Origin of the sequence: Streptococcus sp. ZY19097 (genome assembly GCF_040731245.1) — a bacterium.
Classification (GTDB): Bacteria; Bacillota; Bacilli; order Lactobacillales; family Streptococcaceae; genus Streptococcus; species Streptococcus orisratti.
In genome coordinates this window covers 308079-325397 of record NZ_CP160400.1, presented here as the reverse complement: position 1 = coordinate 325397, position 17319 = coordinate 308079, and the positions used below count along the sequence as shown (strand labels likewise).

The following is a 17319-nucleotide window of genomic DNA, read 5'->3' as shown; positions in this document are numbered from 1 at the left end:
AATCAAAACAATACTTTATCACCTTGTTCTTATGAACTTAAACCTTAAAAACCTGTATTCACCATTCAGCACTTCCATCTAAGGCTAGTTTTTAAGCTACTCATCGCTAGTTTTTTTCAAAATACAGTCAGTATTTCCTAAAAAGCTGCCTTGCTTAACGAAAAACTATCTCTTATATAAAAGCACCTAACTTGTGAATACACCTTCTAATTACGACTTCTTTTCATGATTTTCATTGAATAACCAAAGCGGTCAAATACTCTTAGTTATTTTCAAAAATGTTCTGTAATATAATGATAAACTCCTTGACCAGCAATTGCCCCTTCACCCACAGCTGTTGCAATCTGACGCAGATCTTTCTGACGAACATCACCAATAGCATAAATTCCTGACTGACTGGTTTCCATCTTGTTATTTGTCAAAATCCAACCTGCTTCATCTGTGATACCTAACCCAGTCACCATATTTGAGACGGGATTCATTCCGACATAGATAAAGATTCCGCCAAACTCGTGAGCACTTATTTCACCTGTTTTGACATTTTCAACGGTCACACCGGAAACTTTGACATCACCGCCCTTGATTTCTTTGACAACAGAGTCCCAAATGAACTTGATTTTCTCATTAGCAAAGGCACGATCTTGCAAGATTTTCTGCGCACGCAATTCGTCACGACGATGAATGATGGTCACAGACTTGGCAAATTGTGTCAAGTAGATGGCTTCTTCAACTGCAGAATCTCCGCCACCAACGACTAGTAAATCTTGGTTACGAAAGAAAGCTCCGTCACAAACTGCACAGTAAGAAACACCACGACTCGTATACTCCTCCTCGCCAGGAACATCTAACAATCGATACTTAGCCCCCGTTGCAAGAATAACCGTTTTTGCCTCAAAAGTTTCATCTTCTGTCACAACGCGTTTGATAAGTCCTTCGTTTTCAATGCTTTGAACAATACCATAAATATGTTCAACGTTGAATTTTTCCAAGGGCTCATACATCTTCATAGACAATTCTGGTCCTGAAATATGCTCGTAACCGGGATAGTTTTCAATTTCAGAAGTGTTATTCATCTGACCACCTGGAGCCCCTTGTTCAATAATCCCAACTTTGAGATTGGAACGTGCGGCATAAAGTGCAGCTGTCATTCCAGCAGGTCCTGAACCAATAATTAAAGTATCATACATTTACTTTTTTCTCCTTACATTTTCTCTCTTCATTGTACCAATCTAAACAAATAATGCAAAGATTACGACTTCATCATCAGTAAAATTGCCATATAAGCAAAGGAAAGAATTGGAGCAGTCATCACAGCAATCATCAGTGTCTCGTACAAAATTGCCTGTCTAGCTTTAACCGTCTTATCTAGCTTTCTAACGGCTCGCCAAACCATCCACAAACTTCCAACAATGAAAACCGTCACAATAGATAATATCAGCCCTTGAACATAGACGGCAAAAATTTCTAAAAACATCTTATCACCTTTACCAATCGTCCCATCTCTAATAGAAAAGGAGCGAGAATTTCTCAACTCCTCTCATTATATCAAAAGTCTAGCATTAAATGTACGTTTTTGCATAACTAGCAAAAAATTCCTTGGTACGTTCTTCTTTGGGATGATTGAAAATCTCATCTGGGCTACCCTGTTCAAGAATTTTTCCCTTTTCTAAGAACAAGACCTTATCAGCAACTTGATAAACAAAGTTCATGTCATGACTGACCAAAACCATGGTCTGACCTGATTTAGCAGCATCAGCGATTGATTTTTCAACTTCGCCTACCAACTCAGGATCAAGAGCGGAGGTTGGCTCATCTAGGAGCAAAACATCAGGCTTCATGGCAAGAGCACGCGCTAAGGCAACTCGCTGTTTCTGACCACCAGATAAGTGACGGGGATAATGGTTTTCGCGATCTGAAAGACCAACCTTGCGCAGTTCCTCCTTGGCAATGGCTGTCGCTTCTTGGTCGGACATTTTCTTGACAACTTTAAGGCCCTCTTTAACATTTTCAAGAGCCGTACGACGCTCAAAAAGATTAAACTGCTGAAAAACCATGGCAAGTTTACGACGCAGGGTTAAAATGTCATCTTTGCTAATCTTAGTGAAATCAACCTTAAAATCATCAATCTGAATACTTCCAGAATCTGGCTGCTCAAGGTAATTCATGCTACGCAGAAAAGTTGATTTTCCTGCACCCGATGCCCCAACCAATGCAATCACTTCTCCTTTTTGGATATTAAGAGTCAGACCGTCTAAAACCTTCTGACCGGAGAATTCCTTTGTTAAATTTGAAATGGAAATCATTAACGAACACCTCCTGGAACATCGCTAGTAATATTGTCAGGAGAGGTAATCTCCATCCGCTTTTCAAGCAAGCGACCTATATTTTCAATGATAATGCTGACTAGCCAGTAGATCAAGGCAACAGAAATATAGCGTTCAAAATATCGGTAGTCCGAGCCGCCAAGAATTTGAGCCTGAGCAAACATTTCAACAATCCCAGCATTGAATGCCAAGGATGTTCCTTTCGTTAGACCAATCAAGCCATTGATTAAAGTTGGTGTGGCAATGACCGCTGCATTTGGAATAATAACGCGACGATAAACTTGAAACGAAGTCATTCCCAAACTACGCGCAGCCTCGATTTCTCCCGAATTAACCGCCTGAATAGCTGCTCGAATGGTTTCACTGGTGTAAGCTGCTTCATTGAAGGCGAAAGCTGTGATAGCAAAAATTTCTGCTGGTATAGCATTGATATTCCAATCAAAACCATATTTTTGATTTAGAAATTTCAAGAAAAGAGGAATCCCATAGTAAGTCAGCATAAGCTGTACCAAGATCGGAGTTCCCCGTAAAAAACTGACAAAAACAGCTTGGATTGGATAGAGAATTTTTACTCGATTGATTTTGACAATCGCAAAAAGCAAAGCTAATAATAAGCCAAAAACAGCACCAGCTAAGGTTAAGCCTAGCGTGGTTGGTAGATGCTCTAAAATGCTGGGAATAGCATCAAAAACAGCATGCCAGCTAAATAATTTTCCTTCTGGAATTGGCTTAATAAGTTTTTCATACCAAGCCCAACCCGATGTTAATATTGAAAAGATCATATTATTCCCTTATATCTCTAGTTTATACTCAATGAAAATCAAAAGTAGCCTAGGAAACGAAGCCGACGATAGAACTTGAGTTCATCAAGGCAAGTTGACAACGGATAATTTTGATTTTCGAAGAGTATTATCTTAGTATTCTAACATGTCAATAGTTAGTCTGTAAATTATATTCTTTCTATCACAGCGATAAAGAAAACCTATCACGACTGATAGGTCACTTCCTGTTACACTTCATTACTTTAACTTTTATGATTTCGATAGCTGAAGAAATTTTGTTCTCTGAATTTCCACATTCAATATTAGAACTTACTTTTGCGGTAATCCAGTACAGTCTAACATTTTCTTGATTGCCCTGAAAAAATCGATTTCCTATGAAAATCAGACTGACAGCGACGACACAGATAACTCTGTCTTCATCACATCCAGTCAACAACGTCTAAATTTGATTTTTGGAGAGTATCAAAACGTTGTTCAATCATTTGGTAGACCTTACTTGATTGAAGACACATAGTCGCCGCCAAAGTACTTCTTACTCAGCTTGGCCAAAGTGCCATCTTTCTTCAATTCAACAATGCGTTTATTGACGAAGGATTGAAGTTTCGCTCCTTCATCATCTTTCGAGAAAAGCAGGTACTCTAGGCCATCTGTCTCAGAACCTAAAGTATCTTTAACATTATTGACCGTCAAATCAAGGCCTTGATCCTTAACAATATGCTTTGAAGAAATGGCATCATACAATATAAAGTCGATTTTCTTATTCTCGATGTTTTGCAGACGGCTGGTAATACCTGTCGTTCCGGAAACATAATTGATTTGTATTGGCTTTTTATCTGAATTGGCCTTATTCCAATTTTCAAGAATTTGAGCGTAGTTGGAACCTGAAAGCACCTGTGTAGATTTTCCAGATAAATCATCCAGACTGGTGTATTTGGTGCCCTTGGCACTTGTGATGGCATAATTTGATTTGGAAATAGGATCAGAGAAGAGATATTTCACAGCACGCTCATCATTATAATTAAAATCATTGGCTGCTAATTGATACTTACCAGCATCAAGCCCTGTTAGAATAGAATCAAACGGAATCGTATGAAAGCTCACCTTGTAATCAGAATTTTTGAAGATAGCTTTAACCACATCAATGTCATAGCCCGTAAACTTATCTTTCTTTTTGTAAGTAAAAGGAGCTGTATCAGAGTCTGTTGCTACATTTATCACAGCTTTACTATCAGCCTTTACCACAACACCCCAGACAACACTCAATCCAAAGACTACCAAAATCAATAAAACTTTTCTTATATTTGTCATTATCAAACCTCCAATATAGTCGATAGTAATGACACTAGTTTACCAAGAAAATGATTACTTGCCTAATACTAATTTCTTATCGAGACTATAAGAAAAAACTATCACCAAAATGTGATAGTTCAACTAGACTAGAAAGTCTGTTTTTTAGCCTTGCGTTCGGCGCGCCCCTTGGCACGTGCTTCGGCACGACGCTCTTTACGACGTTTCTCATCAACTTTCCACTGGATCTTTTTCTTGTAGCCCGGTTTAATTTTTTTCTTTTTCTTCTTAACCAAGCCAATCATCTCAGTATCCAATTTTTGATAAGATTTCTCGCGATTTGCACGACGATCACGATCGTAAGTCTCCTGAAACTCTCCGTTCTTAAGAACCTTAGGAACAAAGGCTACGCCCATCTTCTCAAGCTCTCTGATATCAGAATCGTCACTTGGTTGGTAAAGGGTAATAGCTGTGCCTGATAGCCCATTACGACCAGTACGCCCGACGCGGTGCACAAAGAATGATAAATCTTTAGGAATAGCATCGTTGATAACATGACTAACTCCTTCAATATCAATTCCACGTGCAGCCAAGTCAGTTGCTACAATGTATTCAAATTGCAAGTTTTTCACTTGATTCATAATACGCTTGCGCTCACGCGGGGCAATGCCACCGTGAATCTTTGCAACCTTAAGACCGTTGCCTGATAAATAAGCATGGAGTTCATCAGCTCTCTCCTTGGTATTAACAAAAATCATTGCCAAATAAGGATTGAGCGCTTTTGTAATCTCTAAAATTTGTTCATTCTTATGGCGTCCTTTGGTTGAAATCAACCAATTATCAATGGTGTCTGCAATAACTGTTGATGTCTTGATTTTTTCCATGACAGGATTGTTCAGGTATTTTTTCAAAAAAGGTTGTAACTTTTGAGGAATAGTCGCTGAAAAGACCAAGATTTGCACATCTTTAGGCAGAGTTCCCGCAATTTTATCTACCGTATCGAGAAAGCCCATATCCAAAGTCATATCTGCTTCATCCACGACAAAGGTGTGTGCTTTGTGAATAGCCAAATCTCCTGACTTGACCAAATCATAGATACGACCCGGTGTTCCAATAACGATATGCGGTTGTGAAATTTTTAGTTTTTCAATTTGACGTAGCTTATCAGTTCCACCTACATAATTAACTACACGGATTTCTCGTTCAGATTTTTCAGCAATTTGCTTAGTCGCCTGATAAATCTGTGTTGCCAATTCACGTGACGGTGCCGTAATAACAACCTGTACCTCTGTTCCATTCTCATCCAATTTTTCAAAAATTGGCAGGAGGAAAGTGTGCGTTTTACCAGAACCAGTCTTTGATTCTCCAACTAAATCACGTCCTGAACGAACAACCGGAATCAATCTTTGCTGCACTTCTGTTGGTTCTATAAAGTTTAGCTCATCCAAAGCCGCTTGAATATAGGCTTTAAAATTAAAATCTTTGAATAATGACATATTTACCTCGTTTTCTTCTCTTAGTATTATACACAAAAGCCTGTATTTACGCAAAATATAGCCATCCACACTTCGTATGAATCAAGACTAAAACTCAATAAAATTCAAAATAATAGTATGTAAATAAAACTGTTTTTATCAAAATAAGGCAATAATACTTGAATTTGATTTCAAGGAATGCAGAAGCTTTGAAGAAAAATAAAACGGCCCCTATACAGACCGTTTTTGATACTTAATCAACCCTTTTTTCGGCTTAGAAGTCTTTACCAAATTTCTTGCTACACTGAAACACTGACTAAAGTCGTGAACAGAACGATTGACTTAAGCTAGCTTTATATCCATCTATAAATATAAGAAAGCTAAGACCAGAAGACTAGCTACAGCCCCCAAGCTCCAAAGGAAGGCATCAACTTTCCACTCTGACCACTTTTCATCTTTTCCTGAAAGACCGCCAAGTTCCAAATGGTGATGAAATGGCGTCATGCGGAAAATACGACGGCCTTCTCCATATTTCTTCTTGGTGTATTTGAAATAAGAAACTTGAAGCATGACTGAACTAGTTTCTAACACATAAACAATACCGATGATCAGGAGTGTCCATTCCTGACGAAGCGCAATCGAAATGGCTGCCAAAAGGCCACCCAGTGCCAAACTTCCAACATCTCCCATGAAAACTTTGGCAGGCTTGTGATTGAAAACAAAGAAGCCAAGTAAAGCGCCAATCATCACTAAGATAATAAGTAGGATATCAAATTGATTTTGAACATAAGCGATAATGCCATAAGCTGCTAAGCTGATAGCAACAGAGATGGAAGCCAAGCCATCAATACCATCTGTCAAATTAACAGCATTTGAAAAACCAACCACCCAAAAAAGAACAAAGAAAATGTATAAGACACCTAGATGGAGATTAAATCCCAAAACATTGAGCTCATCTGTTCCGCTTGGTCGCACATGAACAAAATAGAAAATCAATCCTCCTAGGATTTGTAGAGCCATTTTCTGCCACGGTGTTAAACCTTCATTGATTTGTCTGAAAATTTTCAAAAAGTCATCTAAGAATCCAATGATTCCATAAATGAGAACAACAGATAAAATACCAATTGTTGCTCCAAGACCATGATTCCCTTTATCAAAAAGACTAAAAATCAAGCTAACGAGCAAACCAACAATCAGAAAGACGGTGCCACCCATTGTCGGTGTCCCTGCTTTGGCTAAGTGCTGCTTGACATCTTCGTGCATCTGCTGTCCGCCAATTTTTTTCAATTGGTAAAAGCGAATGAACCGCGGCATAGCAAGCACCGTTAGCGCAAAGGCCAACAGACCTGCAAATAAACTTAAAAACATGTTAGTCTCCTAAAGTAATTGTAATTTTTTTCACTTTGCTAATGTCTGTTCCAACATCAACACTTTGTTTGATCACTTTTCCAGTTTCAGAACCTTTAAAACTAATTTTAATTCCTGTCCATTTTGAAAAGCGTTGAACAATCTCTTTGTTCCAGCCATACATATCAGGAACTTCACTGAGTTTATTGGTCAAGATAAGGACTTGCTCATTAGCAGTAATGTTGGTTCCTGCTTTTTGGGAAACCTTACTAATTTTGCTTCCAGTTCCCAAAATAATCGGGTGAACAAGGTTTTGACGTAAGGTCACTGCTGCTTCACCTGGACTTTTTCCAATCAAATTGGGTAAGCTATAAGCGGTTTCGCCAGCACCATCAGTAGTTACTGGAGCTATCAAACTTTCTTCAATTTGCATCGCATACTCTAAAACAGGATTGATAACGTCTTGCCAATAAGTTACCATAAAATGTTCAGGCTGTTGAAGCGTGACATACATAATAAAACTAGGATCATCCGATGGTACCATAGCCACAACAGAGAGAATATAGTTAGTCTGACCACCTTCAATATAACCACTACCGTCCTCTGCTGCAATCTCTGCTGTACCAGATTTAACAGCGACCGAGTAGTTACCAACTTGAATAATCGGACCATAAGTTTTAGAGTACAGAGTACCAAACTGTGGATCTGTTCCGACAGTCACCATATAGTCACGAGTCTGACTAGCAGCTTCTGTTGATACAGGATTTCCTACAACTTCTGCTGACGCAACACGACTAGTTCCATTGTTAGTGTCCACCAATTTTGAAATAAATTGTGGTTCTAACATATTTCCGTTATTTGAGATAGCTGAAAAGGCGCGAAGCATCTGCACTTGGGTAACGCTGATCCCTTGACCAAAAGAAGTCATGGCTGTCGTTACTTCATTGTCCCCTGTGAGAATCCCTCCAGATTCTCCCCCCATACCAAATCGAGTTGGATAACCAAAACGAAACTTCGAAGAAAGGTAATTTAACCATTTGTCCGCCCCCATTTTTTGTTCAAGCGTTGTCATGGCAACATTACTAGAAAAAGCAAAACCTTGTGCCAAAGTCATGTAACCACCAGTCTGACCTTCATTAACGTTCCAGTCATTGATGGTCGTATCAGCGACAGTGATCCCATCCACTGTAGAGATACCTTCATTAGGATTGAAAACACCAGAGTCAATAGCAGAGGCTAAAGTCATCACCTTCATGGGTGATCCAGGCTCATAGGCTGATTGGTAAAGAGGATTGTCCCATGTATGAAGATTGTCTTTATTATAGCCTTCAAGTGTGCTTGGATTGTAAGTTGGTCTTTGAGTTGTCGCTAAAATTTCGCCTGTTTTGGCATTAACAACTGTCGCACTGGCATACTTCCCATTTGCTTCACCCTGAAAGACATCCATTTGGCTCTCTAGGTAGGTCTGCAAAGGTTCAGATAAGGTTGTGTAAACATCCTGACCATTGACCGCTTGTTTTACGGTCGTTTCAGTTCCTAGCAAAATATTGCCATTTTTATCCTTTTCGTAAGTGACCTTACCATCCGTTCCAGATAAAATATCATTTAAACTAGCCTCCATACCAGTAGTACCAACTAGGAAATTATTACCATTTTTATCTTCTTGAAGTTGCGCAAAACCAATAAAATGTGAGGCAAAACTTCCATTTTTATACATCCGACCCGGGCTAGTCGTGAAAGCTACACCTTCAATCTTAGCTTTTTCTAGTGCCTCTTTAATAGCACTCATTGTACTATAATTCAGCCCCGTACCTTTCGTCCCAAAACTTACCTGAAACACATTCTTCTGTTTGAGCTGTTCTAGCACATAACTCTTTTCCATACCGAGTTGTTCTTTGAAAATTTCTGCGACCGTATCAAACTGTGAACTTTGAACATAGAGTTTTTTTCCAGAAACAGATTTGTAAGATTTAGACACAATGGCATAAACACTGTAAGTTGTCGAGTCTTCTGCAATAGGGTTACCATTACGATCATAAATAGTCCCTCGTTTAGCTTGAACGGTCACGGTTGACTGATAGACGTCTTTAGCTCCTTTAGACAGAGAAACACCAAATTTACTGTCTGTTCCAATGATGATAATAAAGTTAATGATAAAGATGAAAAACAAAAATACCGCTAAAAGCATGAGGTTTTGTCCAACACGCTCACGGTTTTTTTCTGGGGTACGTCTATCCTTAACAACGTAATTCAGAAAGGTATTTACCCATCTCTTAATCCATCTCATAGGCAATTACTCCACTTCTGCAATCGTAGCATTATCAGCCTTTAGACCAGCTTGATTTGCAATATCTGTTACGCGCTCTTTTTGTGTCAATTCCCCAACTTCTTGCTTAGCATTATCAAGTTCACTCTTCTTAGATGTGATATTACTATTTAGCTCAGTAATCTGCTGCTGAACTTGTAAATTTCGACTTTGAAGAAAAATAATACTAATGGCCATAACAATAGCTGTCAGAATTATCGTTCCATAGAACACTTTTTCAGTTCTTGTAAAGGTACGAATATGTTTTTGAAGTGCATTTGAAATAACTTCATTATGCTTATTATTTGTCATACTTATTTCCTAATTTTTCTAGCCACACGCAATTTAGCAGAATGAGAACGGTTATTGATAGCCAATTCTTCTTGACTTGGTAAAATCGGTTTACGATTGACCAAAGCCAATTTAGGCTGCAAGTCATCAGGGATGAATGGCAGGCCTTTAGGCACTTCTACCGAACTGGCTTCCTTAAACAGCTGCTTGGTCAGTCTATCTTCCAAAGAATGAAAAGTGATAACCGAGATACGACCGTCCACTGCTAGCAAATCAATGGCTTGTTGGATAGATTCATCTGCTGCTCCCAATTCATCATTGACCTCAATTCGAATGGCTTGAAAGATCTGTTTGGCGGGATGTCCCTTTTTTTTAAGTTCCTTAGCTGGTTTGGCAGACTTGATAATCTCAGCCAACTCTGTTGTAGTTTCAATCGGTTTGACCTGACGAGCTTGCTCAATCTTTCGAGCAATCTGTTTTGAAAACTTATCCTCGCCATATTTGAAAAAAATACGAACCAGATCATTGTACTGATAAGTATTAACCACTTCATAAGCTGTCAAATCTTGATCGCGGTTCATTCGCATGTCCAAAGGAGCGTCTTGCTTGTAGGAAAAACCTCGCTCGCGCTCATCCAACTGTGGACTTGAAACCCCAAGATCATACAAAATACCATCAATTTCAGTAACGCCACACGCCGCCAAATTTGATGCCAAATGTCTGAAATTGTCCTTGATAAAGGTCACTTGGCCCTTTTCAATATATTCTTTCAAACGCACTTGAGCGTTATCAATAGCCTTTTGATCCTGATCAAAAGCATAAAGATGACCATTAGGTCCTAATTTTGAAAGGAGGTATTCACTGTGTCCTGCTCCACCAAGTGTAGCGTCAACATAAACGCCAGCTGGCTTAAGTTCAAGCATATCAACCGTCTCATGCAGAAGCACCGTGATGTGATGAAAATCTTTTGTCATAACTTTTATTCTACCATAATTTGGACATTTTAGAAAAGAAAAAAGGAAGTCCTAAATCAGCAACTGAACTAGATGCCATCTCACTTCCTTCTTTTTCATTTGTAAATAGCAGAGCTAATTACTCAAGTAATCCTACCTTAGAACCTGTATTCCCCGTTCAGAACTTCCAGCTAAGGACAGCTAGTTTCTATTCTACTCATCGTTAGTTTTTCTCAAAATACAGTCAGTATTCCCTCAAAAAACTGACTTGATTAGCGAAAAACTACCTCTTAATAAAAGCACTTTACTTGTGAATACAAGTTCTTATATCATTTCAAGCCAACTGTTTTCAATGAATCTGCTAATCTGGCAAAGTCTGCGATGGACAAAGCCTCGCCACGAATAGAAGGTTTGATGTCTGCAGTTTGCAAAGCTTGCTCCAACTTAATTTTTATCTCTTCTGTCTTGCCAAAGTGGCTGGTCAGATTGTTCCAGAGAGTCTTACGACGATGAACAAAGCTGGCTTTAGCAACCTTGAAGAAGAAGTCCTCATCTTGCACCGCTACCGCAGGGGTATCAAGGCGTGTCATTTTTAAAATCGCGGAATCCACGTTTGGCGCTGGCACAAAGACCGTGCGAGGCACGATGAAGGCCACCTTGGCTGTCATGTAGTACTGAACGGCAATAGACAAGCTCCCATAAGCCTTGGTGTTTGGCTCGGCAGAAATGCGGTCAGCTACCTCACGCTGCATCATGACAACAAACTCGCTGAAGGGAATCTTGCTTTCAATCAAGTGCATAAGGATAGGGGTGGTGATGTAGTAAGGAAGGTTGGCTACAACCTTGATCGGTAAGTCAGGATTGGCAAATTCCTTGATACGCGTCTGCAAATCCGATTTGAGAATATCCTCGTTAATCACTTTTACATTGTCAAAACGACCCAAGGTGTCCGCCAAAATCGGAATCAGGCGGTCGTCAACCTCAAAGGCCATGACCTCGGCAGCATTTTCTGCCAAAAACTCCGTTAAGGCTCCAATTCCAGGCCCAATCTCGATAACATTGACATTCTGGTCAATCTCTGCCGTGTCCACAATCTTCTGTAAAATATTGGTATCGGTCAAAAAGTTTTGACCGAAAGATTTCTTAAAGGTAAACCCGTGGCGCTCAAGGACGGCACGCGTAACGTTTTTGTCTGCGATTCTCATTTATTTTTCTTTCTAATTAATGTGATAACTTATCATCAATGCTCTAACCTCTTCCACCCCAATATCATCATTTGCTTCTTCAAAAGCAGTAATGGATTGTGTAAATACTTGTTCAGCCAAATCAGTTATTCTGCTTGTAGCATAGATTTCACCCAAGCCTCGATAAGCACAAGCCCGAGCAATGAGGTCATCTGTCATCAAAGCATTCTCTAAACTTCGTTTCATAAAATGCAGAGCAGAGTCTAGCTCTCCTAGTTGCAATCGTAAATAGCCTTGTTCATAGTCATTAACCGACCATTTCAATTTGTCTTCTGAAAAATCAGTTGCTAGCAACTTAGCCTCTTCCTCGATTAACTCCAAAGCCTTCTTAAAGTTACCTTGACTCCGATAGACCATGGCAAGTTGGTGCAGACCGATATGTTCTTGTTCAGTATTCTGTTCCTCTCTAGCTAATTGAATATAGCGTTGGCAGGCTAGTAAAGCATCTTCAAAGTTATTTTCTTCAATATAAAGATAAGCAAATAGATTGAGAGCCGATAAGTCCATACAAGTATCTACTTGGTGGCCTTCCTCAACTAACAACTTCGCTTCTTCAACCTTCCCTTCAAAAAGGAGTTCCCATGCTTGATCTATTTTACTCATTTATTTTACCCTTATCGATTCTTCATCTCACTCAATCGTGAAATAACACTTAACTTTCTCATAGTGGCTGTCATCCCCAGACGTTTTTCTAAAAAATTAGTATTTAGTTTTTTCTTTTGGGCACCTCTTGGGAGATATAGGTATAAGCATTGACTTCTCTGACACAACTTCTCATCACCAAAGTCTTGATGCAATAATTCGTTTAGTTTTTCTCTATTTATCTTATTATTAGTAAAAACCAAATGGATACGAGAACTATCATAATCTTCTCCAAAAGGATTTTCAGCAATAGCTTGTGCCAATTCTAACTGATTTGTAATGATAACAGCTAATTCTGCACCAATTTTCTCTTTAATCGTTTGATGAATAAGCTGACTGAGTTTATCATCTGGCAAGTCTGTTTCACAAATGATATTGCCGCTCTGGATATAGGTTTGAACAGAAGTTAAACCCACTTCTGTCAATATTTCTACCAAGTAAGACATCTTAGGAATTTTATTCTTTCCAACAGGGGTAACACCCCGTAAAAGAGCAACTTTTTTCATTATAGATACCTACTCTGATAACGAAGACATCAGTCTAGCATAGGCTGAAATATCCCCTGTAGAGAAATAATCATACCAAGCTTCAAGTGTTTCACTAGAATACAAATTTAATTTCTCAACAATAAGTTTTGCCCAAAGCATAGAGCCGGCAGAACTTGCTGTGATAAGATTTCCATCACCAACAGCCACATCATCTCTATAATACTTTTGACCAGTATAATTAGAAGTCATTTCTGGATAAAAAGGAGCATTACTCGTATGAAAGCGCTCATTTAACTCACCGCGATCTGCCAGCCCCAATGTCACCCCACAAATTGCTGCAACAAGTGTATCTCGTTCCAATAGGGAAGTTGCAATATCTAAAATTTCCGCATTCTCTCCTCCAAGCCAAGTATCGCCACCAACTAAGATCAGAGCTCCTACATTTTCTAAATCCATGTCATCTAGCATTATATCCGGTACAATTTTTATACCTGATGCGGTTACAACAGGACTTAAAGTTTTACCTACTGTCTGAAATAAAACTTTCTTCTCAGGTAAAAGAGCTTGTAAAGTCAATGCCTGCATCAAATAACCATGTTCCCAATCCGCCATTGTATCTTGAATATACATGTATATCTTTTTCATAATTCATATTCCCCCTCACTTCAACAACTTCACATAGTCACTCTTGGTCGCAAAAAGGTGACCAATTCGAACTTCATTTTCTACTACGCGATAAAGGGCAATGTAATCTTTTCCAATAACGTAACCTCGGGTCAGATAAGGCGGGTCTATCTGCTTGCCAAAACGGTTATCGGCATTAAAGCCACGTTCAGGGAAAATTTGTAAACCCTCCAAAGCTTCGACAATCATGCTAATTCGTCTTTTGGCAGTTTCTTCAGAGAAATGTTCTGAAAAATAGGCGTAAATCTCTGCCAATTCCTGCTCCACTGCAGGAGCAAGTATCACCGAATAAGACTCAAATTCCATACTTCTCTTTGACACTTTCTAGACTAATCCCTTGACCTGCCTCAATTGCCTGCTGGTTTTCCTGAATTTCCTTCTGAAGCTGTAAAAACACCTCTTCTCTTTCCAACTCTTCTTCTGTCAGAATGGGCAACTCATTTTTTACAGCAATGTTTTGCAAGAAGAGATTAAATCCAGCAGTCAAATCCAGCTGGTTCATAGCAAATACTTCCTTGGCTTTTTCTAAAAGTCTGGAATCAGTTTTGAAATTCACTTGGGCATCTTTATTTATAGTTATCAATCTAGTTTACCTCCTAGTTTTCTATATTGTAACACAAATAGACATTGCTGGCAATTTTCAAAAAAGCAGAAACCAGCTGACAGTTCCCGCTTTATTCATATTTCCCCATCACTTCCTCAACTTCCGCCAGGTTAATCCCAAACAACTCCAATCGTTTGAGCAACTGCTTACCGTTGCAATAGCCGATGCGCAAGTGTTCTCCTAGATACTCTCTGCGCTTTCGGCTTTCACATCCCATGAGGAGTCCTAGACGCATGAGGTCTGACTTGGTGATGTCAAACTGATTGTCGTCATCATAGTAACCACGGACACTGGAGAGAGCTTTTTCCAAGTCCTCAAAACTAGCATGCTCTACTCCCAATGATCTGCCTTTGGTTTTAGACTTTGGAGCTGCTTCGTCTCGCTGTAAAAAGGCGTGCTTGACCGTAGGAATAGCCTGCATGATGATTTTTCGGATGCGCTCGCCATTGTAGTCTGGGTCAGTAAAGACAATGACCCCACGCAAATCATGGAGACGCTCAATCCGCTCTAGATCATCCTCATCAATGGCAGAGCCTCTGGTTTCATAAGTATCCACCTCATAAAAGCGTTTCAAGTTTGCGGTATCGTCTTTGCCCTCAACCACAATCACTTCTTGGATTTTAATTTTTTCAGTCAAGACCAAATAACCTCTTTGCATTCTCTGTTGTGGCACGCGCCACTTCCTCAACCGTTAAACCTCGAAGCTCGGCTATCTTTTCAACAACATAGCGTGTATAAGCCGTTTTATTTTCACGGCCACGTTTAGGAACAGGGGCAAGGTAAGGAGCATCTGTTTCCACCAAAATCTTGTCTAATGGCAAATGTTGTGCAGCCTCTTGGACATCTAAGGCTTTCTTAAAGGTCACCACACCTGAAAATGAAATCATCATCCCAAGCTCGATGAAGCGCTCTGCCATTTCCAAAGACCCTGAATAAGAGTGCATAATACCGCCACGAGGCCCAACGCCAGCCTCTTTGATGACTTGGTAGGTGTCTTCGAGAGCATCGCGGGTGTGAACCACAAAGGGTAAATCTAGCTCCTTTGCCAGAGCCATTTGGCGCTTAAAAACCTCCGCCTGAACCTCTTTTGGATCCTCCATCCAGTAGTAGTCCAAGCCAATCTCACCAAGGGCAATCACTTTATCATGCTGAAGTTTCTCACGAAGGTAAGCCTCTACCTCATCACTATAGGAGCCCGCCTCTGTCGGATGCCAACCCAGTGTCAAATAAATCTCAGGATAGCTATCTGCTAACTCAAGAGCACGCTCAATCGTGGCATGGTCAAAACCAACCACATTGTGAGCAGTCACGCCCATCTCCTTAGCTAAGGCTAGTTCATCTGCGACAGTTTCTGTAAAATTTTCTACGTTTAGGTGTGTATGGGTATCAAAAATGTTTATCATTTCTTTTTTCTAGTTCCTCGCCTTTCCAAACGGTATTCAAATAGGCTATATTATGGGATTTTTGAATTTCAATGGTTATATTTTCCCTGTGTTTTCATGGGTTAGGGTTGGAACCTGTATTCACAAGTAAAGTTCCTAGAGATTCTTCACAAATTTCCCGATTTTTTAAGAATAAGTATGTTCTTTAAAATATTCTTCCAAATATTGTCTTTTACAAATTGAGATTCTTAGACCCATTATACCACAACCTCTCTGACAAATGCTTCAATCTGGTGATTGATTTTTTCTGTCTCAGTTAGATGTTCTGATGTTAAATGATGAGGAACACCTTCAATCAATAAAGTGGGAATGTCGTAAGCCTTGCCTACGCTTAAAACCTCTTCAAAAGGTATAGTCTGGTCTTTACTACCTACAACCATTGCAAGGACTGATTGTAGGTTGGGTATCTTTTCCAAAGTTGGTCTAATAGGTGTTAAAAAAATATGGTTAGCCTTAAAATGGTTTTCCAGACACCAATTTACTGAACAGGCCGTTCCCAAACTTTTCGATAAAAAAACAATATCGTCGTCCTGTGCCAATTGCAAGTCCAATAATTGCCTGGTCAGTTCTGCTTGGGCTGTACTGATACTTTCTTCAACCGATGCAAGGACCTTAAAATCGATCATTGAAAAATCAATCTCTAGCGACTGATAACCGTGTTTGACAAACATGGCTATCAATTTTTGAAACAAAGTTTCCTTTGTTGTATAACCCGTTCCTGGAACATTTATCAGATACTTCCTCATGCTATACCCTCCACTCTCAATTGCGGCCACTTACTGGTCCAGTCTTTTTTAGCCATGCGGTCACGATAAACCTTCATGCGGGCTGGGTCAGCTGCAAAATGCGGAGTGGGTTGCACGATGAATTGCTCAATGTCAGCTGTACCATAAGGAAGAAAAAGGTCCAAGTGTCCTTGTTCATTCAAGCGCGCAGCAATGGCTGTACAGCGCTCGGGATACTTAGCAATAGCGTCTGTGGCTGACTGATAGGGTTGAGTATTAGGATTATGGCTGTGCATGTAGACTTGATTTTTCACTTCCCACTGGTAGGCGGGATAGCGGCGGTTGAGGTCAGCTTGTAACGCCAGTGTTTCGTCATAAGAAATGCGGGGATCATAGAAAACCACATCTAAATCACTGGCTTCCTCCAATCCCGAACGGTTCGTCAGGATATTCCAGACATAGTTACGCAAGGTGCCTGCTGCCAGCCAACAATCTTGCAAATTCAGCTCTGCTATGATTCTGAATAGAAGCATGAGTTCTGGATCGCTCTCAAAAAGTTTACGTATTTCCATCAAGTATTCTCCTCAAAATTTTTGTAAATCCACCAGTACTTCCCCAAAGTAAGTGACAATAAAGCGCACAGTGGCTTCAAGCCTTCATGTTTCATTATAGCATAAAAACAGTGCCGCATGACCGACAGTTACAGGCCTGATTAGTCAATTTATA

The 17319-nt window shown here is 39.8% G+C and carries 20 protein-coding genes; all 20 read right to left on the bottom strand.

The annotated features are described in order from the left end of the window. Positions 1-272 precede the first annotated feature (272 nt). Positions 273-1187: a thioredoxin-disulfide reductase gene (gene trxB, locus ABZ559_RS01585; RefSeq protein ID WP_367007033.1), complete on the bottom strand. Its 915-nt coding sequence runs from the start codon at positions 1185-1187 to the stop codon at positions 273-275. A 62-nt stretch (positions 1188-1249) separates the two neighbouring features. Beyond that, the gene (locus ABZ559_RS01580) at positions 1250-1474 is read right to left on the bottom strand and encodes a DUF4059 family protein (protein WP_018375629.1); all 225 of its coding nucleotides are present in this window, start codon (positions 1472-1474) and stop codon (positions 1250-1252) included. Positions 1475-1559: 85 nt separating this feature from the next. Then, complete coding sequence (locus ABZ559_RS01575; protein ID WP_018375630.1) at positions 1560-2303, bottom strand: amino acid ABC transporter ATP-binding protein; 744 nt, start codon at positions 2301-2303, stop codon at positions 1560-1562. Then, entirely contained in the window at positions 2303-3106 is an 804-nt protein-coding gene (locus ABZ559_RS01570) for an amino acid ABC transporter permease (RefSeq protein WP_018375631.1), read from the bottom strand. Before ABZ559_RS01570 ends, ABZ559_RS01575 begins: the two co-directional genes overlap by 1 nt. 492 nt (positions 3107-3598) lie before the next feature. Next, complete coding sequence (locus tag ABZ559_RS01565) at positions 3599-4405, bottom strand: transporter substrate-binding domain-containing protein (protein WP_367007609.1); 807 nt, start codon at positions 4403-4405, stop codon at positions 3599-3601. Positions 4406-4542: 137 nt separating this feature from the next. Then, the gene (locus tag ABZ559_RS01560; protein WP_367007031.1) at positions 4543-5889 is read right to left on the bottom strand and encodes a DEAD/DEAH box helicase; all 1347 of its coding nucleotides are present in this window, start codon (positions 5887-5889) and stop codon (positions 4543-4545) included. Between the two features lie 342 nt (positions 5890-6231). After that, the gene (mraY, locus tag ABZ559_RS01555; protein ID WP_018376348.1) at positions 6232-7236 is read right to left on the bottom strand and encodes a phospho-N-acetylmuramoyl-pentapeptide-transferase; all 1005 of its coding nucleotides are present in this window, start codon (positions 7234-7236) and stop codon (positions 6232-6234) included. Position 7237: 1 nt separating this feature from the next. Then, positions 7238-9493: a penicillin-binding protein PBP2X gene (gene pbp2X, locus ABZ559_RS01550; RefSeq protein WP_367007608.1), complete on the bottom strand. Its 2256-nt coding sequence runs from the start codon at positions 9491-9493 to the stop codon at positions 7238-7240. A 15-nt stretch (positions 9494-9508) separates the two neighbouring features. Next, positions 9509-9832 (bottom strand): cell division protein FtsL, encoded by a 324-nt coding sequence (gene ftsL / locus ABZ559_RS01545; RefSeq protein ID WP_273413508.1) that lies wholly within the window; start codon positions 9830-9832, stop codon positions 9509-9511. A gap of 2 nt (positions 9833-9834) precedes the next feature. Then, positions 9835-10785, bottom strand: coding sequence for a 16S rRNA (cytosine(1402)-N(4))-methyltransferase RsmH (rsmH, locus tag ABZ559_RS01540; protein WP_273413511.1), 951 nt, complete (start codon positions 10783-10785; stop codon positions 9835-9837). A 308-nt stretch (positions 10786-11093) separates the two neighbouring features. Then, entirely contained in the window at positions 11094-11969 is an 876-nt protein-coding gene (gene rsmA, locus ABZ559_RS01535; RefSeq protein WP_367007030.1) for a 16S rRNA (adenine(1518)-N(6)/adenine(1519)-N(6))-dimethyltransferase RsmA, read from the bottom strand. Between the two features lie 12 nt (positions 11970-11981). Further along, positions 11982-12611 (bottom strand): hypothetical protein, encoded by a 630-nt coding sequence (locus ABZ559_RS01530; protein ID WP_338092347.1) that lies wholly within the window; start codon positions 12609-12611, stop codon positions 11982-11984. A gap of 11 nt (positions 12612-12622) precedes the next feature. Next, the gene (locus ABZ559_RS01525; protein WP_367007028.1) at positions 12623-13156 is read right to left on the bottom strand and encodes a DUF1697 domain-containing protein; all 534 of its coding nucleotides are present in this window, start codon (positions 13154-13156) and stop codon (positions 12623-12625) included. 9 nt (positions 13157-13165) lie between these two features. Then, positions 13166-13783 carry a DJ-1/PfpI family protein gene (locus ABZ559_RS01520; protein WP_277291675.1) on the bottom strand — a complete coding sequence of 206 codons (618 nt, stop codon included), beginning with the start codon at positions 13781-13783 and terminating at the stop codon, positions 13166-13168. A gap of 15 nt (positions 13784-13798) precedes the next feature. Continuing rightward, a complete protein-coding gene (locus tag ABZ559_RS01515) occupies positions 13799-14128 on the bottom strand; it encodes a type II toxin-antitoxin system RelE/ParE family toxin (protein ID WP_277291676.1) in 330 nt (109 codons plus the stop codon). Then, complete coding sequence (locus tag ABZ559_RS01510) at positions 14118-14405, bottom strand: toxin-antitoxin system antitoxin subunit (protein WP_277291677.1); 288 nt, start codon at positions 14403-14405, stop codon at positions 14118-14120. The genes ABZ559_RS01515 and ABZ559_RS01510 overlap by 11 nt, the downstream gene beginning before the upstream one ends. A gap of 91 nt (positions 14406-14496) precedes the next feature. Then, on the bottom strand, positions 14497-15084 hold the full coding sequence (gene rnmV, locus ABZ559_RS01505; protein WP_367007607.1) for a ribonuclease M5: 588 nt from the start codon (positions 15082-15084) through the stop codon (positions 14497-14499). Continuing rightward, complete coding sequence (locus tag ABZ559_RS01500) at positions 15056-15829, bottom strand: TatD family hydrolase (protein WP_277291495.1); 774 nt, start codon at positions 15827-15829, stop codon at positions 15056-15058. The genes rnmV and ABZ559_RS01500 overlap by 29 nt, the downstream gene beginning before the upstream one ends. Before the next feature lie 236 nt (positions 15830-16065). Beyond that, positions 16066-16614, bottom strand: coding sequence for a hypothetical protein (locus ABZ559_RS01495; protein WP_367007026.1), 549 nt, complete (start codon positions 16612-16614; stop codon positions 16066-16068). Continuing rightward, on the bottom strand, positions 16611-17165 hold the full coding sequence (locus tag ABZ559_RS01490; RefSeq protein WP_018376974.1) for a nucleotidyltransferase family protein: 555 nt from the start codon (positions 17163-17165) through the stop codon (positions 16611-16613). Before ABZ559_RS01490 ends, ABZ559_RS01495 begins: the two co-directional genes overlap by 4 nt. Between the last annotated feature and the right edge of the window lie 154 nt (positions 17166-17319).